Source organism: Neobacillus sp. DY30, assembly GCF_030123065.1.
Classification (GTDB): domain Bacteria; phylum Bacillota; class Bacilli; order Bacillales; family Cytobacillaceae; genus Neobacillus.
In genome coordinates this window covers 1,823,096-1,846,451 of sequence record NZ_CP126093.1, presented here as the reverse complement: position 1 = coordinate 1,846,451, position 23,356 = coordinate 1,823,096, and the positions used below count along the sequence as shown (strand labels likewise).

Annotated in this window: 23 protein-coding genes; all 23 read right to left on the bottom strand. The window is 38.7% G+C overall.

What is annotated here, in order from left to right:
- Nucleotides 1-16: 16 nt before the first annotated feature.
- The gene (codY, locus tag QNH29_RS09125) at nt 17-796 is read right to left on the bottom strand and encodes a GTP-sensing pleiotropic transcriptional regulator CodY (RefSeq protein WP_283864478.1); all 780 of its coding nucleotides are present in this window, start codon (nt 794-796) and stop codon (nt 17-19) included.
- Nucleotides 797-850: 54 nt separating this feature from the next.
- Nucleotides 851-2,254 carry an ATP-dependent protease ATPase subunit HslU gene (hslU, locus tag QNH29_RS09120; protein WP_283864477.1) on the bottom strand — a complete coding sequence of 468 codons (1,404 nt, stop codon included), beginning with the start codon at nt 2,252-2,254 and terminating at the stop codon, nt 851-853.
- 16 nt (nt 2,255-2,270) lie between these two features.
- Nucleotides 2,271-2,813, bottom strand: coding sequence for an ATP-dependent protease subunit HslV (hslV, locus tag QNH29_RS09115; RefSeq protein ID WP_179597183.1), 543 nt, complete (start codon nt 2,811-2,813; stop codon nt 2,271-2,273).
- Nucleotides 2,814-3,155: 342 nt separating this feature from the next.
- Nucleotides 3,156-4,463: an FADH(2)-oxidizing methylenetetrahydrofolate--tRNA-(uracil(54)-C(5))-methyltransferase TrmFO gene (gene trmFO / locus QNH29_RS09110; protein WP_283864476.1), complete on the bottom strand. Its 1,308-nt coding sequence runs from the start codon at nt 4,461-4,463 to the stop codon at nt 3,156-3,158.
- A 216-nt stretch (nt 4,464-4,679) separates the two neighbouring features.
- Nucleotides 4,680-6,761 (bottom strand): type I DNA topoisomerase, encoded by a 2,082-nt coding sequence (topA, locus tag QNH29_RS09105; RefSeq protein WP_283864475.1) that lies wholly within the window; start codon nt 6,759-6,761, stop codon nt 4,680-4,682.
- A gap of 421 nt (nt 6,762-7,182) precedes the next feature.
- On the bottom strand, nt 7,183-8,058 hold the full coding sequence (gene dprA, locus QNH29_RS09100; RefSeq protein ID WP_283864474.1) for a DNA-processing protein DprA: 876 nt from the start codon (nt 8,056-8,058) through the stop codon (nt 7,183-7,185).
- A gap of 71 nt (nt 8,059-8,129) precedes the next feature.
- A complete protein-coding gene (gene sucD / locus QNH29_RS09095) occupies nt 8,130-9,032 on the bottom strand; it encodes a succinate--CoA ligase subunit alpha (protein ID WP_283864473.1) in 903 nt (300 codons plus the stop codon).
- Between the two features lie 23 nt (nt 9,033-9,055).
- The gene (sucC, locus tag QNH29_RS09090) at nt 9,056-10,216 is read right to left on the bottom strand and encodes an ADP-forming succinate--CoA ligase subunit beta (RefSeq protein WP_283864472.1); all 1,161 of its coding nucleotides are present in this window, start codon (nt 10,214-10,216) and stop codon (nt 9,056-9,058) included.
- Between the two features lie 221 nt (nt 10,217-10,437).
- On the bottom strand, nt 10,438-11,214 hold the full coding sequence (locus QNH29_RS09085; protein WP_283865574.1) for a ribonuclease HII: 777 nt from the start codon (nt 11,212-11,214) through the stop codon (nt 10,438-10,440).
- Nucleotides 11,215-11,322: 108 nt separating this feature from the next.
- Nucleotides 11,323-12,198, bottom strand: coding sequence for a ribosome biogenesis GTPase YlqF (gene ylqF / locus QNH29_RS09080; protein WP_283864471.1), 876 nt, complete (start codon nt 12,196-12,198; stop codon nt 11,323-11,325).
- Nucleotides 12,199-12,216: 18 nt separating this feature from the next.
- On the bottom strand, nt 12,217-12,768 hold the full coding sequence (lepB, locus tag QNH29_RS09075; protein ID WP_283864470.1) for a signal peptidase I: 552 nt from the start codon (nt 12,766-12,768) through the stop codon (nt 12,217-12,219).
- Nucleotides 12,769-12,918: 150 nt separating this feature from the next.
- A complete protein-coding gene (gene rplS, locus QNH29_RS09070; protein WP_283865573.1) occupies nt 12,919-13,263 on the bottom strand; it encodes a 50S ribosomal protein L19 in 345 nt (114 codons plus the stop codon).
- Between the two features lie 147 nt (nt 13,264-13,410).
- Nucleotides 13,411-14,151 carry a tRNA (guanosine(37)-N1)-methyltransferase TrmD gene (gene trmD / locus QNH29_RS09065; RefSeq protein ID WP_283865572.1) on the bottom strand — a complete coding sequence of 247 codons (741 nt, stop codon included), beginning with the start codon at nt 14,149-14,151 and terminating at the stop codon, nt 13,411-13,413.
- Nucleotides 14,151-14,669: a ribosome maturation factor RimM gene (rimM, locus tag QNH29_RS09060; protein ID WP_283864469.1), complete on the bottom strand. Its 519-nt coding sequence runs from the start codon at nt 14,667-14,669 to the stop codon at nt 14,151-14,153. Before rimM ends, trmD begins: the two co-directional genes overlap by 1 nt.
- Nucleotides 14,670-14,683: 14 nt before the next feature.
- Nucleotides 14,684-15,070, bottom strand: a complete 387-nt coding sequence (locus QNH29_RS09055) for a YlqD family protein (RefSeq protein WP_283864468.1) — start codon at nt 15,068-15,070, stop codon at nt 14,684-14,686.
- A gap of 87 nt (nt 15,071-15,157) precedes the next feature.
- Nucleotides 15,158-15,388 (bottom strand): KH domain-containing protein, encoded by a 231-nt coding sequence (locus QNH29_RS09050; protein ID WP_283864467.1) that lies wholly within the window; start codon nt 15,386-15,388, stop codon nt 15,158-15,160.
- Nucleotides 15,389-15,393: 5 nt separating this feature from the next.
- Nucleotides 15,394-15,666, bottom strand: a complete 273-nt coding sequence (rpsP, locus tag QNH29_RS09045) for a 30S ribosomal protein S16 (RefSeq protein WP_283864466.1) — start codon at nt 15,664-15,666, stop codon at nt 15,394-15,396.
- A 118-nt stretch (nt 15,667-15,784) separates the two neighbouring features.
- Nucleotides 15,785-17,137 carry a signal recognition particle protein gene (ffh, locus tag QNH29_RS09040; protein ID WP_283864465.1) on the bottom strand — a complete coding sequence of 451 codons (1,353 nt, stop codon included), beginning with the start codon at nt 17,135-17,137 and terminating at the stop codon, nt 15,785-15,787.
- Nucleotides 17,138-17,149: 12 nt separating this feature from the next.
- On the bottom strand, nt 17,150-17,482 hold the full coding sequence (locus QNH29_RS09035) for a putative DNA-binding protein (protein ID WP_283864464.1): 333 nt from the start codon (nt 17,480-17,482) through the stop codon (nt 17,150-17,152).
- Nucleotides 17,483-17,568: 86 nt separating this feature from the next.
- A complete protein-coding gene (gene ftsY, locus QNH29_RS09030; protein WP_283864463.1) occupies nt 17,569-18,558 on the bottom strand; it encodes a signal recognition particle-docking protein FtsY in 990 nt (329 codons plus the stop codon).
- Between the two features lie 20 nt (nt 18,559-18,578).
- Complete coding sequence (gene smc / locus QNH29_RS09025) at nt 18,579-22,145, bottom strand: chromosome segregation protein SMC (RefSeq protein WP_283864462.1); 3,567 nt, start codon at nt 22,143-22,145, stop codon at nt 18,579-18,581.
- A gap of 48 nt (nt 22,146-22,193) precedes the next feature.
- Nucleotides 22,194-22,934, bottom strand: a complete 741-nt coding sequence (rnc, locus tag QNH29_RS09020) for a ribonuclease III (RefSeq protein WP_283864461.1) — start codon at nt 22,932-22,934, stop codon at nt 22,194-22,196.
- Nucleotides 22,935-23,098: 164 nt separating this feature from the next.
- Nucleotides 23,099-23,332, bottom strand: a complete 234-nt coding sequence (acpP, locus tag QNH29_RS09015) for an acyl carrier protein (RefSeq protein ID WP_179597216.1) — start codon at nt 23,330-23,332, stop codon at nt 23,099-23,101.
- Between the last annotated feature and the right edge of the window lie 24 nt (nt 23,333-23,356).

The window sequence follows — 23,356 nt, the reverse complement described above, 5'->3', positions numbered from 1 at the left end:
TTTATTAAACACTAAATTAGTTAGATCTTAATTTATCTAATTCAACAAGGAATTTGTCATTAAGGACTTTGATATATGTACCCTTCATTCCAAGTGAACGCGATTCAATTACTCCGGCACTTTCAAGCTTTCTTAAAGCATTAACGATTACGGAACGTGTAATCCCAACACGATCTGCAATTTTTGAAGCTACCAGCAAGCCTTCGTGGCCATTTAATTCTTCAAAAATATGTTCGATAGCTTCAAGCTCACTATAAGATAATGAACTGATGGCCATTTGAACAACAGCCTTGCTTCTAGCTTCTTCTTCGATTTCTTCTGACTTTTCACGTAAGATTTCCATACCAACAACTGTTGCACCGTATTCAGCAAGAATAAGATCATCATCGTGGAACTTCTCTTGCAATCTTGCAAGGATTAATGTTCCAAGACGTTCCCCTCCGCCGATGATTGGTACAATTGTAGTTAATCCTTCACGGAATAAATCTCTGTTTTCAACGGGGAATGCAGTATATGCACTGTCAACGTCAAGGTTTGAAGATGTTTCTTGAATGTTAAAAAGACCGTTAGTATATTCCTCCGGGAATTGTCTATCTTCCAACATTTTCTTCATACGTTCATTTTCAATTTGTTGATTTATCGCAAAGCCTAAAAGCTTACCTCTGCGGCTGACAACGAAAATATTCGCTTCAATCACTTCACTTAGGGTTTCAGACATCTCTTTAAAGTTTACAGGTTTTCCTGCTGCTTTTTGTAATAACACATTAATTTTTCTTGTTTTAGAAAGTAAATCCATTTGTTTCTTCCTCCTAATTAACTGCGAACATTATTAAGTTTTATTGTTATATAATTACAAGATAAATTGGCTTAAATCTTTGTTCTTTGATATTGCTCCAAGTTTATCATCTACATATTGTGGTGTAATGGTAATCTTCTCCATCAAAATATCAGGTGCCTCAAACGACAAGTCTTCTAGTAGTTTTTCTAAAATGGTGTGAAGTCTTCTCGCCCCAATATTATCTGTATTTTGATTCACTTCAAAAGCAACTTCAGCTATTCTACGAATAGCATCGTCAGAAAATTCAATTTGTATACCTTCTGTTTCTAATAATGCCTGATATTGTTTAATTAAAGCATTATCAGGTTCTATTAAAATCCTGAAGAAATCGTCTACGGTTAATTTCGTTAATTCAACACGAATTGGTAACCGCCCTTGTAATTCTGGGATTAAATCTGATGGTTTTGACATATGAAAAGCACCAGCAGCAATAAATAAAATATAATCCGTTCTTATGGATCCATATTTAGTTACAATGGTTGAACCTTCAACGATAGGTAAAATATCTCGCTGTACACCTTCACGAGACACATCTGCAGAAGAACCACCTGAGTTTCTGCTAGCAATTTTATCAATTTCATCAATAAAGATGATACCTGTTTGTTCAGCACGATAAACTGCTTCGGTTGTAACCTCATCCATATCAATCAATCTTGCAGCTTCTTCATTTGTTAAAACTTTTCTGGCCTCACGGACTGTTAATTTTCTTTTCTTCCGTTTCTTTGGCATAAAGCTACTTAGGGCGTCTTGCATATTCATACCCATTTGTTCCATCCCTGAACCTTGAAGCATATCAAACATGGACGGTGTTTGCTCTTCAACTTCTACGGTTACGATTTCTTCTTCTAATTGACCCAGTGCGAGCTTTTCCCTGACAATTTTACGTTTTTCAGTTACCGAGTAATCTTCTTGCTGGGTATCCTGCTCAGCAGTGGGATTGCCGCCGCCAAATAACATTTCAAGCGGATTTTTATAATTTTGCGCTTTCTTTGCAGATGGAACTAGTAAATCTACCAGCCTGGCATTTGCATTTTCCTCAGCACGTTCCTTCACAGCTAACATTCTGTCCTCTTTTACCAATCTGACAGAGGTTTCAACAAGGTCTCGAACCATAGATTCAACATCACGGCCGACATAGCCGACTTCTGTAAACTTCGTAGCCTCTACTTTAACGAACGGCGCACCAACTAGTTTAGCAATTCTCCGAGCAATTTCTGTTTTACCCACACCTGTTGGACCAATCATTAAGATATTTTTAGGAATAATTTCTTCGCGGAGTTTTTCATTTAACAAACCACGTCTATATCGATTTCTCAACGCAACCGCCACTGCTTTTTTTGCGTCCTTCTGACCTATTATAAATTGGTCAAGTCTCTCAACAATTTGACGCGGTGTTAGGTTATCAGTTTTAGCCATTGTAGGTTCCCTCCCGTTAGAGCTCTTCCACGATAATGTTGTGGTTTGTATATACACAAATTTCTGCAGCTATCTCTAAAGAAGCCTTTGCAATTTCTTTTGCAGTAAGATGGTCACCTGCATATTTCTTTAGAGAACGTCCAGCTGCAAGCGCATAATTTCCACCTGAACCGATTGCCAGAATTCCATCGTCAGGCTCAATGACTTCACCAGTTCCTGATACAAGGAGTAAATCTTCTTTATTCATGACAATTAACATAGCTTCTAGCTTTCTAAGAACCTTATCACTTCTCCACTGTTTAGCAAGTTCAACAGCAGCTCGTTGGAGGTTTCCATTATATTCTTCTAACTTGCCTTCAAACATTTCAAATAGAGTGAAAGCATCTGCTACAGACCCAGCAAAACCAGCTAATACTCTTCCATTAAATATCTTTCTAACCTTTTTTGCAGTGTGCTTCATCACTACTGCATTACCAAATGTGACTTGACCATCACCAGACATGGAACATTGACCGTTATGATGGACTGCAAATATCGTCGTGGCATGAAATTCGTTCATCATTTCTCCTCCTCTTGCATTTTCATCAGCAAAACCTATGTAACAAGAGATTGTCTTAAGTAGACAAGTGCATTACACTAGAATAGTATGAAAACTTTATTCATTTATTCCCTTTTATATACGGGCATATACGTTACAATTGATCCTATTCACTTGTTCACCCATGAACAAAAGGAAATTACATTGAGCAAATTGGGTTGTCCAATTGTATATTGTGATTAAGTTTGCACCAACTGTAAATGGTTTTTACATAACGTTAATAAAAAAGTCACATTTATAACTATGTCAACCTCACAAAGGCTACTAAATCGTAACACACTTCTTAATCCCTTGCAATAAATTTTACAAAACTTTCACAAAGTTCTGAATTGTTTCCAACGCTCTGTTTGCATGCTGCATATTGCGTTCCTGTTTTCCCTTGATTTTTTCAGGCAGTTCTGGAAACAACCCAAAATTAGCATTCATTGGCTGAAAATTCTTTGCGTTTGCTGTAGTAATATACCTCGCCATGCTTCCAATTGCGGTTTCAACAGGAAACTCTACCGGTTCATTCCCCAGCGCTAATCTAGCAGCATTTATTCCAGCAGCTAGTCCGCTGGCAGCCGATTCCACATATCCTTCTACACCTGTCATCTGCCCTGCAAAAAACAGATTTTCACGTTCTCTAAATTGATAAGACGCTTTTAGGACCTTTGGTGAATTGATAAAAGTATTTCGGTGCATAACTCCGTAACGAACAATTTCGGCATTTTCAAGGCCTGGAATTAACTGAAGTACCTCTTTTTGCGGTCCCCATTTTAAATGTGTTTGGAAACCGACAATATTATAAAGGGTTCCTGCTGCATCGTCTTGACGCAATTGTACAACTGCATAAGGTCTTTTCCCTGTCTTTGGATCTTCTAAACCAACTGGCTTCAGCGGACCAAACAACATTGTTTTCTTACCTCTTTGTGCCATAACTTCGATTGGCATACAGCCTTCAAAGAAGATTTCTTTTTCAAATTCCTTTAAAGGTACTGTTTCCGCAGCAACAAGCGCCTCATAAAAAGTGTTAAACTCTTCTTCGGTCATTGGACAATTTAAGTAGGCAGCTTCACCTTTATCATATCGTGATTTTAAATAAACCTTATCCATATTAATGCTATCCTTTTCAAGGATAGGTGCAGCTGCGTCATAAAAATAAAGGTAATCCTCGCCTGTTAGAGATTTTAATTTAGCCGATAGTTCAGGACTTGTTAACGGCCCAGTTGCAATTATCGTTATTCCCTCCGGTATATCTGTTACTTCTTCATTGATTACCGTGACATTTTCATGATTTTTTACCATTTCCGTCACTTTAGCTGCAAATTCATGACGGTCCACTGCCAAAGCACCTCCTGCAGGGACTGAGCATGCATCCGCAGCAGCAATAATAACAGAATCAAGCAATCTCATTTCTTCCTTCAACACACCTACTGCATTTGTTAAGGTATTTGCCCTTAGTGAATTACTACATACCAACTCCGCGAACTTATCGGTATGGTGTGCGGGTGTTTGCTTCACTGGTCTCATCTCATATAGGCGGACTTTAACACCACGTTTAGCAATTTGCCATGCGGCTTCACTTCCAGCCAGACCAGCACCAATTACATTTATTGTTACATCGTTCATATGTTTACCTCCTGATTTTCAAAGCTGATACATTGTTACTCTAGTTTTCCTTTTCACTATGTTTACTGTTCCCTCTTTTTAGCCCATCTTGCATTGTACTATACGAATCAAAAACAAAAAAGTTTTATGTCTTGTATATAAAACAATGAATCGCTTCCGAAGCATAATCTCATGAAGCGGGAATAGAAAAGATAAAAGAGTGAGCTATGCTCACCCTTAACTTTGTGGTTCTTCCTTGTAATCACACTTTGTACATTGAACTTGAACGCCTTTTTTCAATTTCTTTTCTACAAGTGGACCTTCACATTTAGGACATGGTCTTGCTAACGGTTTATCCCAAGAGATAAAATCACATTCAGGAAACCTGTCGCAGCCGTAAAAGATTCTCTTTTTCTTACTTTTACGCTCGATGATATTACCTTTCTTACAATTTGGACAAGTTACACCAATCTCTTTTACAATGGCTTTTGTATTTCTGCAATCAGGAAAATTACTACAAGCCATGAATTTCCCATATCTGCCCATTTTAAACACCATTGGGTTGGAGCACAATTCACAATCCTCGCCTGCTGGCTCATCTTTAATCTCTACCGACTGCATTTCCTCTTCTGCTTTGGCCAAATGTTTTTCAAAATCCTGATAAAAACCATCAATGATTTCAACCCAGCGGACTTTACCTTCCTCCACATTATCTAGATCCTGTTCCATTTTGGCAGTAAAGTCAACATCCAGGATATCAGGGAAAAATTCTTGCATTAATTCATTACAGATTTCCCCTAACTCGGTAGGAACGAACCTTTTATTATCTAAAGACACATACCCGCGTTTCTGTATGGTATCTAATGTTGGTGCATAAGTAGATGGTCTGCCAATCCCTAGTTCCTCAAGTGTTTTAACCAACCTAGCTTCCGTATATCTTGGCGGCGGCTGAGTAAAATGCTGTTTCGGCTCTATATCTTTTTTGAAAACCTCATCGCCTTCTTTAAGGTCCGGCAGCATTTTATTTTTTTCCTCCACTTGATCATCCGTACCCTCAACGTAAATCTTCATAAACCCAGGAAACTTAATCTTAGATCCATTTGCCCGGAAAAGCACATTGCCATTTTGTAGGTCTACACTCATGGTATCCATAACCGCCTGAGCCATTTGACTTGCCAAGAATCTTTCCCAAATTAGTTTATAAAGCCTTAATTGGTCCCTTGATAAGTATTGTTTTAGACTGTTTGGATCTCGAAAAGTGCTTGTTGGACGAATTGCTTCGTGGGCGTCTTGAGTATTGGTGTTTTGTTTTTTTTCTTTTCGCACGTCTTCCTTTAAGAAGTTTTCACCGAATTCTTTCTGGATGTATTCTGCAGCTTCTTTCTGAGCAACTTCTGAAATTCGTGTTGAGTCCGTTCTCATATAAGTAATGAGACCGACTGTCCCCTCTGCTCCTAACTCGATTCCCTCATATAATTGTTGGGCTAACATCATGGTCTTTTTAGCACGAAAATTAAGTTTCCTTGCCGCTTCCTGCTGCAGTGAAGAAGTAATAAAGGCCGGTGATGGATTCCGTTTTCTTTCCTTCTTGGAAACAGCAACAACTTTAAACTTATCTCCCTCCATTTGTTTCAAGATAGCCTCAACATCTTGTTCCGATTTTAGTTCTACTTTTTCTTTATTGGCTAGCGCATGGAAGGAGGCACTAAAGTGATCTTTCCCTTTTAGTAATTCACTGTCAATTGTCCAATATTCTTCAGGCTCAAACGACTTAATTTCTTTTTCACGATCAATTATTAAACGGACTGCTATCGATTGAACTCGTCCCGCACTTAACCCTTTTTTTACCTTTTTCCATAGAAGCGGACTAATGTTATAACCGACTAGACGATCTAATACCCTTCTTGCCTGCTGCGCATCAACTAAATCCATATTTATTGGACGAGGATGTTTAAAGGACTCTTTTATTGCATCCTTTGTTATCTCATTAAAGACAACACGGCAATCCGATTTGATATCAACATCTAAACTATGGGCTAAATGCCAAGCAATTGCCTCTCCTTCGCGATCCGGGTCAGCTGCGAGATAAACTTTTTTTGCTTTTTTGGCTGCATTTTTTAATTCTTTTAGAACTGGCCCTTTGCCGCGAATCGTAATGTATTTGGGTTCAAAGTTATTTTCTTTAGAGACTCCCATTTGACTTCGCGGCAGGTCACGTATATGTCCCATAGATGCTTTTACTTTATATTTATTCCCAAGATAGCGTTCTATTGTTTTCGCTTTTGCTGGTGATTCTACAATTACAAGAAACTCTGCCATGCAAATAATCCTCCTCAAGGGGACATTGGAAGTGTGAAAGCACTCTGCCCAATTTAGCAGTGCTTACAATTTGAGAAGTTTTCCTAAATTCCAAATTTCACAATTCGGACTGTGAAAATACTTTACAAAAATGCCTTATCCCTAAAATTATTTATATAATCATTCTTTAGAAAAGTGAATAGTGTATACTCATGAATACCTCTTATTTTTAAACAAATACGTATTGATGTCAATGATATCGAAACCGTTTACAACTAGTTAATGTTAATCATACGCCAAATTATTCCTATTTACACATTCTTTTTTTCGAATATCTGTTGGAAAATGTATAACAAATTAGAAATAATTTCAAGCTTTTTTAGAATCATTCTCTATTTCTTTAGAAAAAACCTTCAAATTACACAATATTTATTGGTAATTTTTATAACCGGAGTTCTTCTAAAATATCCTCACTGCACATGACTAGCTTTGCACCTTGCTTAATGAGATCATTTGTACCTAATGAATTGTGATTAAAGATACTTCCTGGCAATGAAAAAACTTCACGACCCTCATTTACTGCATAGTTAGCCGTTATAAGAGAGCCGCTTTTTCGTTTTGCTTCTATTATAAATGTACCATTTGATAAACCGCTTATGATTCGATTGCGTGCTGGGAAATGCCATCGTAATGGCTTCGTATCTGGTGGATACTCGGAAATGACCAACTGGGATTTCATCATTTCCTTTGCTATTTCAGCATTCTCCCTTGGATAGATATGATACAATCCTCCTGCTATAACTGCAATTGTTTTGCCTCCACTATTGATTGCATACTCATGGGCAAGCGCATCTATACCTTTCGCTAAACCACTGACAATCACTACACCTTTTTCCACTAATGGAGGGAACATTAAACCGATTGCATTCCTTCCATACTGAGTTGCCTGCCGCGAACCTACGACCGCGAGCTTGGGCTGTTTCTCCAGCAAAGATAAATCGCCTTTCACAAATAATACCCATGGCGGCTGATATATTTCCTTCAACAAAGCGGGATAATTTTGATCAAAGATCGTAATAACCTTAATACCGTTTTTTTCATATTGTTCGATTAGTCGGGATATGTGTTCAAGATGAATGGATGTTAGGGAAGGGTCGTTACTAGTGATGGTGCTGGTCGAAGAAGGGAATAAATTATATTGGTTGAATGGTAATTCACCATGTACAGCCAAGTCTTTTTTCATATATTGATAAACTGTATTCCAGGACAAACCGGCATGGTGTATCAGAGCTATAAGTTTTTTTCTGAAATCATCCATTTAATACCTCCATTAGTAAAGAAATAAATGAGAAATAGTCCCTCCACAGAAAGGGACTATTTCTACTATTCTTAATGTGTTTTACACTTATCGTATAAACCTTGTTCTTTTAGAACTTCAATTAAAGTTTCACCCATAACAGATGGTGTAGCTGCAACTTTAATTCCGCATTCATTCATTACACGAATTTTTTCATCAGCGGTTCCTTTACCACCTGAAATAATCGCACCAGCATGGCCCATACGCTTTCCAGGAGGAGCAGTACGCCCGCCAATAAATCCAACAACTGGTTTAGTCATATTCGCTTTAACCCATTCAGCAGCTTCTTCTTCAGCAGTACCGCCGATTTCGCCAATCATAATAACTGCATAAGTTTCTGGATCTTCATTAAATGCTTTTAATACATCGATGAAGTTTGTACCATTAACAGGGTCTCCGCCAATTCCAACAGCAGTAGTTTGACCAATCCCTGCTTGTGTTAACTGATGAACCGCTTCATATGTTAGTGTTCCAGAACGAGAAACAACCCCAACATGACCTTTTGTATGAATGTAACCAGGCATGATCCCAATTTTACACTCATCAGCTGTAATAACACCTGGGCAGTTCGGACCAACTAAGCGAGTCTTCTTGCCTTCCATATAACGTTTTACCTTTACCATATCCAATACTGGGATATGCTCCGTAATACAGATAGCTAATTCTAATTCTGCATCAACAGCTTCAATAATGGCATCCGCTGCAAATGGAGCAGGAACATAGATTACAGAAGCAGTTGCGCCTGTAGCCTCAACAGCTTCTTTCACTGTATTAAATACAGGTACACCTTCTACTTCCATGCCGCCTTTACCAGGAGTGGTTCCACCAACGATTTGTGTTCCGTACTCTAACATTTGTTTTGTATGAAAAAGGGCAGTTGAACCTGTAATCCCTTGAACAATAACCTTCGTATCTTTATTAATAAAAACGCTCACGTTAATTCCCCTTTCTTTCGATCCTATTTCACAAGTGAAACGATTTTTTGTGCACCGTCAGCCATTGATTCTGCAGGAGTGATGGCTAAACCAGACTCAGCAAGGATTTTCTTACCTAAATCAACGTTTGTTCCCTCAAGTCTAACCACAAGAGGTACGCTTAGTTGAACCTGCTTAGCAGCTTCTACTACACCCTCAGCAATGACATCACATTTCATGATTCCGCCAAAGATATTAACAAAAATACCTTTTACGTTTGGATCAGAAAGGATAATTTTGAATGCTTCTGTTACCTTCTCAGCTGTAGCGCCGCCCCCAACATCAAGGAAGTTTGCTGGGTCCCCGCCATAATGCTTAACAATATCCATTGTTGCCATAGCTAGTCCGGCACCATTTACCATACAGCCGATATTTCCATCTAAAGAAATATAGCTTAAATCATATTTTGACGCTTCGATTTCTTTTGGATCTTCTTCTTCAAGATCTCGGTAAGCTAACACATCTTTTTGACGATATAAAGCATTTGAGTCAAAGTTTAACTTTGCATCAAGCGCCATTACTTTTCCATCACCCGTTACAACCAATGGATTGATTTCAGCAATTGAGCAATCCTTTTCGATGTAAGCATTGTATAAGCCCATCATGAATTTAACAGCTTGGTTGACAAGCTCTTTTGGAATGTTGATATTGAATGCAATTCGGCGTGCCTGATAAGGCATTAAACCAAGAACTGGATCAATTTCTTCTTTGAAGATTTTCTCCGGCGTTTTCTCAGCTACTTCTTCAATTTCTGTTCCGCCTTCTTCAGAAGCCATGAGTACAACTCTTGAAGTAGCCCGATCTAAGACAAGACCAACGTAGTATTCTTTTTTAATGTCGCAGCCTTCTTCAATTAATAGACGCTTTACTTCTTTACCTTCAGGACCAGTTTGGTGTGTAACCAATGTTTTCCCAAGTATTTCACTAGCGTATGTACGCACTTCATCAAGGTTTTTAGCAACTTTAACTCCGCCGGCTTTACCCCGGCCGCCAGCGTGGATCTGTGCCTTTACTACACATACCTGTGTGCCTAATTCCTTTGCAGCTTCAACAGCTTCTTCAACCGTGAATGCCACTTTCCCGTTAGGAACACTTACCCCGTATTTTCTGAGGATTTCTTTCCCCTGATACTCATGGATATTCATTTCCCATCCTCCTATCAAACTCTTCAAAAAATTGACTCCGTTTTCATTTTATATAATGAGGGAAACCTTGTCCACAGTTATGCACAAAAAAATTATATTCCACATAATATTATGAATTGTTAAATCTCGTAAATAAAGCGCTTTCATTTACACTTCAACCAATTTATTTCCACTAATTACTTTCTAAAAATAACAAAACAAGCACAAATCTGCTTGTTTTGTTATTCACCTAATACCCACTCTTTTACTGGCGCAAAGCTCTTTCGATGGTAGGGGGTAATGCCATACATTTGAATAGCCTGAATATGTTCTTTTGTGCCATACCCCATGTTTTGTTGAAAACCATATTGAGGATATTGTGTTGATATTTCAACCATTAGTCGATCTCTTGCAACTTTGGCTATGATGGAGGCCGCAGCTATTGATACACTTTTTGCATCTCCTTTAATGATAGACTCAACCATAAAAGGTGTTTCCAGCTTTATGGCATCAATCAGCAAAACTTCCGGTTGGAGGTCTAAAGAAGCAATTGCAGCCATCATCGCCTTTTTTGTGGCCTCATAAATATTGACGCTGTCAATTTCAGCCGCGTCTATTATTGACACACTAACAGCTAGTGCTTCTCTTCTAATAATTTCATCATATTCATTTCGCTTCTTTTCGGAGATTTTTTTTGAATCATCAATTCCCGGCAAGTAAAAATCCATCGGCAGAATTACGGCTGCAGCCACTACAGGTCCAGCAAGCGGACCCCTGCCCACCTCATCTACACCTGCGATATTTTTATACCCTTGTGCATGCCATTTGTCCTCGTAAACTTTCATTTCTTTAAATTTTTCCTGAAGCTGTCTTTCCTGTTCCACTTTCTTTTGCCATCTATGTATTAGTTGTTGTACCCCTTTACGTTCATCCTGCTGAAATGTTTTAAATAAAGGGTCACTCTCATCTGATATGTTATTAAGCTGTTGTTCTATTTCTGCTATTGTTGCTGCCTTCATTTTCTTCACCTTTTCTTCACCCGTTGTAATTCTACCTTTCTCAGCGATTAATTACAATGCCCAAAAATAAACAAAAAAACTCTGCAATGAGCAAGAGTTTTTTAGTGTTTACTTATTTTCAGTTTTTTCGATTATTTCATTTGGCTTTTCGAATGTCAGCGGTCCAAATTTTTCCGTTCTTATGTCGCGAATGACAAGTTCTGATACTTTATCATAATCAACTACCCCGCCAGCTCCGAGAGCACCTCTAAGTTCACCGATTTGGTCAAACATTTCGACTACATTTTCAGGTACCGAATCAAGCTTATACCGCTCCTTAAGTCTCTCTGGATAATGCTCTGATAAAAACTTAATTGAAAATACAACTAAGTCCTGCAAATTCAGGAGAGTATCTTTAATCGCCCCTGTTACAGCCAGTTTCTTGCCAACCTCTTGATCTTCAAACTTTGGCCAAAGAATTCCCGGGGTATCTAGTAACTCCAGTTCTTTGCCGACTTTAATCCACTGCTGGGCTTTTGTAACTCCTGGCATATTCCCTGTCTTTGCAATATTTTTCTTTGCGAGCCGATTAATTAATGTTGATTTTCCGGCATTAGGAATCCCAACTATCATAGCACGGATTGCTCTTGGCTTCACTACACCCTTTGCCCTTAAACGATCGAATTTTTCTTTTAGGATTTCATGAGAGGCTTGGACAATTTCCTTCATTCCCTCTCCAGCTTGAGCATTAATCGCTATTGCTTTTATTCCTTTTTGAGCAAAATAGGCAATCCATTCTTTTGTAGCTGCTTTATCCGCCATATCCGCCTTATTTAACAGAACCAGCCTTGGTTTATGCTGAATAATTTCATCAATCATTGGATTGCGGGATGAATAAGGTATTCTTGCATCCACTAATTCATAGATAATATCTACTAGTTTTAATTTTTCCGTGACCTCTCTTCGAGCTTTTGCCATATGACCTGGAAACCATTGGATTGTCAAAGCTGTCACCTCCTAGGTCTATTTCACGATGTGTGCATCTTTTAAAGGCCAGTATACAATACTTGTCTTTCCGATTATTTTGTCCAATGGGATAGTTCCAATATGCCTGCTGTCTTTGCTGAAACGACGATTGTCACCCATTACGAACAATTCACCTTCTGGTACGGTTTGAGTACCTACTGGTGTTTCCTCAAGTGTGAAAGGATCAGTAAGCGGTCCTTCTACCTTTTTCTTGTATTCATTTAAATATGGTTCTGGATAAGGCTTGCCGTTTACATACAATGTATCATCTTTATATTCGATACGATCTCCCGGAAGTCCAATTACTCTTTTAATATAATCCTTCTGTTCAGGCGCGTGAAAGACGATAATGTCAAAACGTTTTGGCTCACCTATATTATAACTTAGCTTGTTTACAATCATACGGTCTTGGTGCTGCAGTGTCGGCATCATAGAGAGCCCGTCTACTACAATTGGAGCAAAAAGAAAGTAACGAATAACTGCTGCTAGTGCGACAGCAATTAAAAGCGCCTTCGTCCATTCCCAAAGTTCATTCTTCTTTTTTATCATGTCTTGTTCCCCGCCAATCACAAAAAAAATGTTTGCTATCCTCTTATTTTACATAAAAATTGTATATTAAACACGTGGGGGCTGTACTTTTTAATCAAACTTTAATATTATGTACGAAAAAAGAGCTTGCAGAGCAAGCTCTTTCTTTTATTATCGAATTTCTTTAATACGAGCTTTTTTACCACGTAGCTTACGTAAGTAGTATAGCTTAGCACGGCGAACTTTACCGCGGCGCAATACTTCAAGCTTCGCAATTTTAGGTGTGTGTACAGGGAAAGTACGCTCAACGCCTACTCCGTAAGAAACCTTACGAACTGTGAAAGTTTCGCTAATTCCACCACCACGACGCTTAATCACAACACCTTCGAATAACTGAATACGCTCGCGAGTACCCTCGACAACCTTAACGTGTACACGTACAGTATCACCAGGACGGAACGAAGGTAGATCAGAACGAAGTTGTTCTTTTGTGATTTCTTCAATCAATTTTTGCATCGTTTTCAACTCCTTCCAACAGACGCTCATGCATATCTACTATCCTTATCCATTGCAGCGGAACATCTTTATAAGACTCTACTGAATAAGCAATTCAGCTCAAGTCACAAGAAGTATAATAACATAAAAGACAACTCCATGCAATAACTACTCGTATTCTTTTTTTATTTCATTAAGCCATTTTTCTTGTTCCTTCGTTAATTCTATTTTTTCTAATAAGTCAGGTCTTCTTAAGTATGTTCGTCGTAATGCCTCTTTGTTACGCCATTCTTCAATTAATTTATGATTACCTTGCAGCAGGACTTCTGGGACCTTCATGCCGCGAAAATCAGAAGGTCGTGTATAATGAGGATGCTCTAATAGACCTGTACTAAAAGAATCTTTCATATGTGATTCTTGATTCCCTAAGACCTCAGGTAACAGGCGGACAACACTATCAATCACTACCATAGCTCCAAGCTCGCCGCCAGTTAGAACATAATCACCTATTGAGATTTCATCGGTTACCACATGTTCACGAATTCTTTCATCATAACCTTCATAATGACCGCACACGAATATTAAATGTTCTTCCTTCGCCAATTCTTCAGCTGTTTTTTGGTCATACCGTTTTCCTTGAGGGCAAAGGAGAATCACTCTTGTTCGATTACTTTCTGCTTGTTCCTTTAATGCTGCAACCGCATCGAATAGCGGCTGTGGCTTTAATACCATTCCTGCACCACCGCCATATGGATAATCATCAACAGTCTGATGTTTATTGTCAGCATAGTCACGGAAATTGACAACATTGTATTGAACAGCTGATTTTTCAGCTGCTTTATGTAAAATGGAATGTCCCAATACACCTGAAAACATCTCAGGAAATAACGTAAGTACATCTATTTTCATCATGAAAGCAGCCCTTCCATCGGTTCAATTAAAATGACCTTTTCTTTAACATCTACTTTTTTCACAACATCCTCAATATAAGGAATCAATATTTCCTTGCCTGCTGGTGATTTAATTACCCATACATCATTTGCTCCAGGTGATAAAATCTCGGTAACTTTGCCAAGTTCTTCACCTCTAGTTGTTGCCACCAGACACCCAATAATCTCGTGGTAATAATACTCATCTTCTTCAAGATTACCTAGCTGTGATTCTGGAACCTTAAGGATACCATCTCTAAACTTTTCAACTTCATTGATATTCTCAAACCCTTCAAAGGTTAAAAGATTAAAATTTTTATGAGTACGGTGGGTTTTTACGGTTAATTCAATTGGTGTTTTTGAGCCTGGCATAAATAAAAACAAGACATTCCCCACTTTGTAGCGCTTCTCCGGGAAGTCAGTTTTAGAAATAACCCTGACCTCACCTCTAATTCCGTGTGTATTGACGATTTTTCCAACATTGAACCATTTTTCCATTCTATGTGTCACCTCTATCTTATTTCGTCGATCATACCGTTTTTAATTATTATGGTCCGCTGCCCCGTTACTTCATCCCATTTGTCACCAACATTTACCTCAACAAGGGCCTGCACTTCTTTTTCCTTTAATTCACTGCCTAATGGTAGCATATGTAGTTGTTCGATTTGAAACTCATAAAGCTTTTCTTTGTCATGGCGTTTTTTCAGTTCTTTTTCAAAGTGAGTTTTAAGCGCGCTTGATTGATATTTCTTCGCCTTTTCTAATTTTTTTAACTCAAATTGAAGTTGCTCATATTCTTTTTGCATTTGAAGCTTGCCTGCAAAATACTTTTCAAGCAGCTTTTGTTTGCTTTCTTCCGTTAAGATTTGCTTTACGATAACAGTTTGAATAAGTTGCATACTATTGCCCCCTCTTCCAATCTTCTGTTTTTCTGATAGCAAAAAAGGGAGGAATTTCATTCCCCCCTTTAATCTAGATGCAAAAAGCTATTCACCAATTTCTAGAAAAATTTTCTTTTGTTGTGAAGATCCTGCTGCGTAAACAACAGTCCTTATGGCCTTTGCAACACGCCCTTGCTTGCCTATCACCTTTCCCATGTCTGTCTTATTGACAGTGAGGTAATATGTGATTCGTTGATCTTCTTCGTTGACATTAACATGAACGTCTTCAGGGAAATCAACAAGGGGCTTTACAATACTTTCAATTAATTGCTTCATAGCAATTACTTGCTTAACTTAGCATTATGGAATTTTTCCATGATGCCTTGGCTTGAGAAAAGGTTACGAACTGTATCAGATGGTTTCGCACCATCTTGTAACCACTTAAGAGCTAATTCTTCGTTGATTTGAATTGCAGCTGGCTGAGCTACTGGATTGTAAGTTCCAATCACTTCAATGTAACGTCCGTCACGAGGAGAACGAGAATCTGCTGCTACGATACGATAGAAAGGAGTCTTTTTAGCTCCCATACGCTTTAAACGAATTTTTACTGCCATTTTAAATAAGCACCTCCGAATAGTTTCACACAAGATAGTATATTATCAATTATTAATTCATTTGTAAAGTGTTTTTTCTTTACACCATTATTGCCAATTTCATACAAGTTAAAACATGTTAAAAAGGTTTAAACGGAAATTTAAATCCGCCTTTTTTCTTGCCTTTTTGCTGCATTCCTGACATTTGCTTCATCATCTTTTTCATATCTTCAAACTGCTTTAATAAACGGTTAACTTCAGGAACGGTTCTGCCGCTTCCTTTAGCAATCCTTCTTTTACGATTTGAATTCAAAATCTCAGGATGAGTCTTTTCTTCTGTGGTCATGGACCGAATAATGGCTTCAACATGTGCAATTTGTTTCTCTTCAATTTGAATATTATTCAAACCTTTAATTTTGTTTGCACCAGGCATCATCTTCAAAAGCTCATCAAGTGGCCCTAAATTGCGGACTTGTCCAAGCTGCTCTAAAAAGTCATCGAGCGTAAAAGATGCTGTCCGCATTTTCTGCTCAAGCTCTTTTGCCTTTGCCTCATCAACATTAGCCTGCGCCTTTTCAATAAGTGTGAGCACATCACCCATACCGAGAATCCTAGAAGCCATCCGTTCAGGATGAAACGGTTCAATCGCATCCATTTTTTCCCCTAGACCGACAAACTTAATCGGTGTTTGTGTTACGGCACGGATGGACAACGCAGCACCGCCTCGCGTGTCACCGTCAAGCTTTGTTAAAACAACGCCAGTCAACCCGAGCTGTTCGTTAAAGCTTTGTGCTACGTTAACGGCATCTTGACCTGTCATTGCATCAACGACGAGAAAGATTTCATCTGGTTTGGCAAGTTCTTTAATGTCCTTCAACTCACCCATTAGGTTTTCATCAACATGTAAACGACCAGCAGTATCAATAAGAACATAATCATGATGTTCTTCTTTCGCCTGGGCAATGGCTTGCTTGGCAATTTCTACTGGGCTTACTTGATCACCAAGAGAGAATACCGGCATATCTAATTGCTTCCCAAGGGTTTGAAGCTGCTTAATGGCAGCAGGTCGATAAATATCAGCTGCTACAAGCATTGGCTTACGGTTATACTTCTTACGAAGCAGGTTGGCAAGTTTACCTGTTGTAGTGGTTTTACCAGCACCCTGTAATCCAACCATCATAATCACTGTAGGAGGACGATTAGAAGCCGCAATCTTACTTTGCTCCCCGCCCATTAATTCTGTTAATTCTTCATTAACAATTTTAATAATCTGCTGTCCTGGGGTTAAGCTTTTTAGTACTTCTTGTCCTACTGCACGTTCGCTGACCTTTTTAACAAAATCTTTAACTACCTTAAAATTAACGTCGGCCTCGAGCAGTGCGAGACGGACTTCACGCATCATTTCTTTTACATCCGCTTCCGTTACCTTGCCTTTTCCACGGATTTTTTGAATCGTATTCTGCAGTCGGTCGGCTAATCCTTCAAATGCCATTTATGCCGCCTCCTAATCTAATTTCTCAAGCTCGGCAACCACTACCAGCATTGCCTGCTTTGATGGGTGTTCTTCATTTAGCATTTCTTTTACATGCTTTAATAGTTTGCAGCGCTGTTGAAATTTCTGAAATAGTAATAGCTTTTCTTCATACTCCTCAAGCATAGCTTCCGTACGTTTTATATTATCATATACAGCCTGACGGCTAACATCGTACTCTTCAGCGATTTCTCCAAGTGAGTAATCATCTAAATAATAGAGAGACATATAGCTTTGCTGCTTTGGTGTTAACAACGAATAATAGAAATCATAAAGATAATTCATTCGCGTTGTTTTTTCAAGCATGCTTATACCTCCCTTTGTTAAGTGAAAAGCCTTTACAAATGTAGTTTACACAGTCATTCCAAGTCTGTCAAGAAAATATCTTTACATCAACTTTCAGCCTGATCCACTTGGTCGGCGAATAGACCATAAACATATTGCTCTGCGTTAAATTCCTGCAGATCATCCATTTTTTCACCAAGACCGACGTATTTTACAGGAATTTTCAATTCATTCCGAATAGCCAATACAATACCGCCTTTTGCCGTACCATCTAATTTAGAAAGAACAATCCCGCTCACATTCGTTACTTCTTTAAAAGTCTTTGCTTGGATTAGTGCATTTTGACCAGTTGTTGCATCTAGCACAAGCAGAACTTCATGCGGTGCACCAGGTACCTCCCGCTCAATTACCCGTTTTACCTTTTCAAGCTCTTTCATTAAGTTAACTTTATTTTGTAAGCGTCCGGCAGTGTCACAAATCAAAATGTCTACTTTCCGTGATTTAGCTGCTTTAATCGCATCGTACATAACAGCAGCTGGGTCAGAGCCTTCTGCCTGTTTAATAACATCTACGCCAACTCTTTCTCCCCAAACTTCTAACTGCTCAATTGCACCGGCACGGAAAGTGTCACCTGCTGCTAGTAAAACAGATTTCCCTTCACTTTTAAACTTATGGCCAAGTTTGCCGATGGTGGTTGTTTTTCCCACACCGTTAACACCCACAAATAAAATAACCGTAAGTCCATCTTCTTGGATATTCAATTGTGAAGATTGTTCCTCTCCCGCATTATAAATATCGACTAATTTTTCGGAGATAACACTTTGAACTTCCTGTGGATCCTGGATATTTCGGCGTTTTACTTCCAACTTTAACTCTTCGATGAGCTTCATAACCGTATCAAAGCCTACATCTGCCTGTATTAAGATTTCCTCTAATTCCTCGAAGAAATCTTCGTCTACTTTACGGTATCTAGCTACAAGGTCATTTACCTTACCGGAGAAATTATTTCTAGTTTTCGTGAGGCCGTCTTTGAATTTTTCCGTCACTGCCTCCGTTTGTTTCGTAATTTTCTCTTTTAATTTTTTAAAAAAACTCATTCTGTTTCACTTCCTATGATTTAAGTTTCAACTAGCTCTTTCGTATCCTCGAGCCGGACAGAAACGAGCTTTGAGACACCTGATTCCTGCATGGTTACACCGTATAATACATCCGCTTCTTCCATGGTCCCTTTTCTGTGGGTGATAACAATAAACTGTGTTTCAGAGCTAAATCTCTTTAAATATTGACTAAAGCGAAAAACGTTTGCCTCATCTAATGCTGCTTCTACCTCATCCAAAATACAAAACGGTACCGGCCTAATTTTTAAAATTGAAAATAGCAGTGCAATCGCTGTTAATGCTCTTTCTCCCCCTGATAATAACCCAAGGTTTTGCAGCTTCTTCCCCGGAGGCTGTGCGACGATTTCTACACCTGTATTTAATAAATCCTCTGGATGTGTAAGTCTTAAATCTGCCCTTCCGCCGCCAAACAACGCTCGGAACACAGGCTCAAATTGCTCACGAATTCCATAAAACGTCTGTTCAAAACGTTTTTTCATTTCAATATCCATTTCGTCAATAACCTGGTAAAGTGTATCCTTTGCCTCTTGAAGGTCGTTCTTTTGCTCATTTAAAAACTCATAACGCTCCGAAACTCGCTCGTATTCGTCAATGGCTCCAATATTAACACTGCCAAGTTCATCGATCGCTAGTTTAATCAGTTTGACTTTTTTCCTAGCTTCCTCAACCGGCAAAACTAGCGGATACTGCTCTTTCGCTCCCTCAAAAGATAGTAAATATTCCTCTCTTAGATGCGCAAGTTTTGTTTCAAGTTCCACATCTAAACGGTTAATTTTTACTTCTTCATCTTTTAAAACTTCAACCATACCTTTATGAAGTCTTTTGATTTCTTTCGCTTCGATCTCGGCATCTTCAAGTGCCGCATGCATTTGGAGCCGTTCCTGCCTTCTTGAAGAAATAAGTGAAATGGTTTCTTCCTTGTCCTGCTGCTTACGTTTTGCAGCAGCCTCTAACTGTTCTTCACCGGAGGTGCTTCCCTCCATTTCTGACGCCAGCAGCATAAGATCCTCTTTGTAAAGCGTACACCGCTCTTGACTTTCGTTTAATTCTTCAATATTCATCGCTAAACGTTCTTTTGCGTTTACAAATTGCTGATTCTTGGCAGCAAATTCTACTTTTAGATCCGTTATTTCCTTCCCCAGCGTTTCTTTTGATGAAATGTCATTGCTCTTTTGTTCTGTAAGCTTAGTGATTTGAATATCAAGGAAAGCAATCTTTTCTTTAAAGCCAGCAATCGTTTCCTTCAGTTGAGCTGCCCGTATCGTTAAAGCTTCCTGTTCCTCAAGCAGCTGACCTTTTTCCAGGTCATAAATACTCAACCTGTCATTAATATTCTTTACTTCAAATTCAGCTTCACGAAGATCACCTTTTAATGTTTGCTCCTGGTGCCTTAATTCTTCACCAAACGTCCGCATTGTCGCTAGCTCTAATTCATGTGTTTTGAGATCCTCTTTTAATGACTTTACATGACCTTCTAAACTTGTAGTTTTTTCACTCATGATGAGAAGCTTTTCTTTCAGCTCTTCTAGCTCGCCTTTTCTTGTTAATAAAGAACTAGTCTTTTGCTTTTGTGCTCCTCCAGTCATCGAACCCCCTGGGTTCACAATATCTCCATCTAAAGTAACCATTCGACAGCGATATTGGAGAACTTTTGCCAGTTCGTTCGCACCCTTTAAATCCTTTGTTATGATCACATTACCAAGCAGGTTACTTATCACCTCAGAGTATTTAGGATCAAAACTTACTAGATCTACTGCACTACCTACCAATGAAGGATGATTTTGAATCGATGAAAGTTGTGAGGACGACAATAATCTGCCTTTAATAACGCTTAACGGTAAAAAGGTAGCTCGTCCGTATGAATTTTGTTTCAAGAATTGAATTGCCATACGAGCATTTTGTTCAGTATCCACCACTATGTGCTGCAAAGCACCGCCTAATGCCGTTTCAATTGCTATTTCGTAATCCTTTGGCACCGTTACAAGCTCGGCGACTGCTCCTTCAATACCATGCAGTTTTTTTCCCCTTGCTTTTAATACTTCTTTAACACCTTGAAAAAATCCAGAAAAGTCTTCTTCCATTTCCTCGAGCATTTCTTTTCTTGATTTTGCCTGTTGAAGAATTTGATATGCTTGGTATAACGTTTTTTCTTGCTTTTGATAGTTATTTTGCACATTCTCAAGCTTACGCTGCTTCTCCCTGAAACTTGTAACCTGATTCGAAAGTTTCGATTGCACCTCTTCCAGTGCTGTTTGAACTTGTGACATCCTTTTTTGGGCTTGTTGTCTTTCATCAAGGAATTTAACATTTTCAGAGTCAAGTCGTGAGCTCTTTGTTTCATGCTGTTCAAGCTGCTGGTCGATAAACTTCAGCTCGTTTTTCGCACCAGCCTGATCATTTAAAAGTTCAATATATTCACTTTTTAAGGATTCAATTTTTTCTTCAATATTTTCAGTAAACAACGCCAGTTTACTCTGTTTGTCTTTTAACTGAGTTTGGAGGTTATTTACCTGTTCATTCAGGCTATGCACTAAAGCTGATTGAGTATCTTTGTTACGATTTAATTGTGCAATTTTATCCGTCAGCTCCGCAATACCCTTCTCGAGCTGTGCTCTATTTTGAGAGGCATTTTTCTTGCGTTCTTTAAGTACCTCTTTCCTGCCTTCTAATTTTTCTAATTCCTCAGTTGCATGGAGGAGGACATTTTGCAAATCAGTAATCGATTCATCAAGTGCCGCAATATGGTCCCTAGTTTCTTCTATCTTTGCTTCTTTTACCTGCAGCTGGGCAGAAAGCTTAATTTCTTCCTGCTGATGTTCAGCAAGCTGACTGGATAACTGAGTCCACTTTTGGTGTAAATCTTCAATATCGTAAACCGTTAAGGATACTTCAATTTTTTCAAGTTCTTCCTTTTTCTCTAAATAATCTTTCGCTATGGAGGCCTGAATCTTTAACGGTTCAACTTGTCCCTCGAGTTCATGGAGAATATCATGGACTCGATTTAAATTATCTTGTGTTTCTATTAATTTAACTTCTGCTTTTTTCTTACGATTTTTATATTTTAAAACGCCAGCAGCTTCTTCAAAAATGGTTCTTCGGTCTTCTGCCTTACTATTCAGTATTTCTTCCACTTTCCCTTGGCTGATAATGGAGAAAGCCTCTCGGCCAAGACCAGAATCCATAAACAAATCAATAATATCTTTAAGTCTGCAGGGTTGCTTATTAATTAAATATTCACTATCTCCTGCACGGGTGACCCTTCTTGTTACGCTTACTTCATTGTAATCAATGGCTAATCCTTCATCCTGATTATCCAGCGTTAAGGTCACTTCCGCAAAATTCAACGGCTTTCTTGAATCGCTTCCCGCAAAAATGATATCTTCCATTTTAGAGCCTCTAAGTGATTTTGCAGACTGCTCACCTAAAACCCAGCGGATAGCATCTGTTATATTACTTTTTCCACTTCCGTTTGGACCAACTACTGCAGTGACTCCTTGAACAAAATCCACCCCGATACGATCTGCAAAAGATTTAAAGCCAATGATGTCCAACCGTTTTAAAAACATATCCTTTTCCTCCCTAGAGCTTGGCCGGAATCTTTTCCTGTTGTTTACCTATGATGTTTTAGCCTTTAAGACCTCCAATGCCATTTGGGCGGCATGCTGTTCAGCTTCTTTTTTCGATTTACCAGTACCGATACCTAATTCTTCACCATTTAAAGAGACTCTAGAAACAAATTCTTTGCTATGGGCAGGACCCTTTTCAATTAATACCTTATATTCAATTAATCCGGTCCCATCTCTTTGAATTAGTTCTTGAAGCTGGCTCTTGAAATCCATCACATGAGAAAAAGCACCCTCATTAATTTTAGGGAAAACCACTTTAGCTAGAAATTCGTTTACTACCTCAAGTCCTTTATCCAAGTAAAGTGCACCAATAAATGCTTCAAATACATCCGCTAACAGAGCCGGGCGCTCCCTGCCCCCTGTCATTTCTTCACCCTTACCCAACAAAATCAACTTGCCAAAACTAAGTTCGTTAGCCAAGGTTACAAGTGAAGGCTCACACACGATAGCAGCGCGGAGCTTTGTCAGTTCTCCCTCACTCATCATTGGATATTTTAGGAACAGAAATTTTGAAACAGTTAGCTCTAGTACTGCATCCCCTAAAAATTCTAGCCTTTCATTATCTTCATAAGGCTTTCTGCGATGCTCATTCACATAGGATGAATGAGTAAAAGCTTGTTTTAATAGTTTTTCATTTTCAAAATGAATACCGATCTTGTCCTGAAAATCCTTAAATTGATTTTCCTTTGCGCGATTGTTCATTTCTTTTTCTTTACCTTTTCTGCGCATTAAAGTCTCCACCTTGCATATTTTTTACACATACCTATCAATAGTTTAAGTAAAATTAAATCAAAACGCAAAGAAACCTGGCAGTATTTTTTCAAATTGCCAAGTTCTATAATACAGAAAGAAGCTCCGTTTGAAAACGGAGCTTTTGAAGAAAATCCAACGAATTATTGCTTGCTATTTATGTAATTCACAGCATCACCAACTGTGCCGATTTTCTCAGCATCATCGTCAGAAATTTCCATATCAAATTCATCTTCTAATTCCATAACTAGTTCAACTACGTCAAGGGAATCAGCACCAAGATCATCTTTGAATGAAGCTTCAAGTTTAACTTGTGACTCATCTACGCCTAAACGGTCAACGATGATTTTTGTTACACGCTCTAATACCTCTGCCATTCTAGTTCACCTCCCCTCAAGCTA

What these genes read in the sequence shown, in the direction of transcription:
- codY (WP_283864478.1), bottom strand. Translation starts at nt 796, where the DNA reads ATGGATTTACTTTCTAAAACAAGAAAAATTAATGTGTTATTACAAAAA.
- hslU (WP_283864477.1), bottom strand. Translation starts at nt 2,254, where the DNA reads ATGGCTAAAACTGATAACCTAACACCGCGTCAAATTGTTGAGAGACTT.
- hslV (WP_179597183.1), bottom strand. Translation starts at nt 2,813, where the DNA reads ATGAACGAATTTCATGCCACGACGATATTTGCAGTCCATCATAACGGT.
- trmFO (WP_283864476.1), bottom strand. Translation starts at nt 4,463, where the DNA reads ATGAACGATGTAACAATAAATGTAATTGGTGCTGGTCTGGCTGGAAGT.
- topA (WP_283864475.1), bottom strand. Translation starts at nt 6,761, where the DNA reads ATGGCAGAGTTTCTTGTAATTGTAGAATCACCAGCAAAAGCGAAAACA.
- dprA (WP_283864474.1), bottom strand. Translation starts at nt 8,058, where the DNA reads ATGGATGATTTCAGAAAAAAACTTATAGCTCTGATACACCATGCCGGT.
- sucC (WP_283864472.1), bottom strand. Translation starts at nt 10,216, where the DNA reads ATGAATATCCATGAGTATCAGGGGAAAGAAATCCTCAGAAAATACGGG.
- QNH29_RS09085 (WP_283865574.1), bottom strand. Translation starts at nt 11,214, where the DNA reads ATGAAGGCAGCAACAATAGCAGAAATAGAACAACAGCTTAATAACATA.
- lepB (WP_283864470.1), bottom strand. Translation starts at nt 12,768, where the DNA reads ATGATAAAAAAGAAGAATGAACTTTGGGAATGGACGAAGGCGCTTTTA.
- rplS (WP_283865573.1), bottom strand. Translation starts at nt 13,263, where the DNA reads ATGCAAAAATTGATTGAAGAAATCACAAAAGAACAACTTCGTTCTGAT.
- trmD (WP_283865572.1), bottom strand. Translation starts at nt 14,151, where the DNA reads ATGAAAATAGATGTACTTACGTTATTTCCTGAGATGTTTTCAGGTGTA.
- rimM (WP_283864469.1), bottom strand. Translation starts at nt 14,669, where the DNA reads ATGGAAAAATGGTTCAATGTTGGAAAAATCGTCAATACACACGGAATT.
- QNH29_RS09055 (WP_283864468.1), bottom strand. Translation starts at nt 15,070, where the DNA reads ATGCAACTTATTCAAACTGTTATCGTAAAGCAAATCTTAACGGAAGAA.
- QNH29_RS09050 (WP_283864467.1), bottom strand. Translation starts at nt 15,388, where the DNA reads ATGAAGCAATTAATTGAAAGTATTGTAAAGCCCCTTGTTGATTTCCCT.
- rpsP (WP_283864466.1), bottom strand. Translation starts at nt 15,666, where the DNA reads ATGGCAGTAAAAATTCGTTTAAAGCGTATGGGAGCTAAAAAGACTCCT.
- ffh (WP_283864465.1), bottom strand. Translation starts at nt 17,137, where the DNA reads ATGGCATTTGAAGGATTAGCCGACCGACTGCAGAATACGATTCAAAAA.
- QNH29_RS09035 (WP_283864464.1), bottom strand. Translation starts at nt 17,482, where the DNA reads ATGCTTGAAAAAACAACGCGAATGAATTATCTTTATGATTTCTATTAT.
- ftsY (WP_283864463.1), bottom strand. Translation starts at nt 18,558, where the DNA reads ATGAGTTTTTTTAAAAAATTAAAAGAGAAAATTACGAAACAAACGGAG.
- smc (WP_283864462.1), bottom strand. Translation starts at nt 22,145, where the DNA reads ATGTTTTTAAAACGGTTGGACATCATTGGCTTTAAATCTTTTGCAGAT.
- rnc (WP_283864461.1), bottom strand. Translation starts at nt 22,934, where the DNA reads ATGCGCAGAAAAGGTAAAGAAAAAGAAATGAACAATCGCGCAAAGGAA.
- acpP (WP_179597216.1), bottom strand. Translation starts at nt 23,332, where the DNA reads ATGGCAGAGGTATTAGAGCGTGTAACAAAAATCATCGTTGACCGTTTA.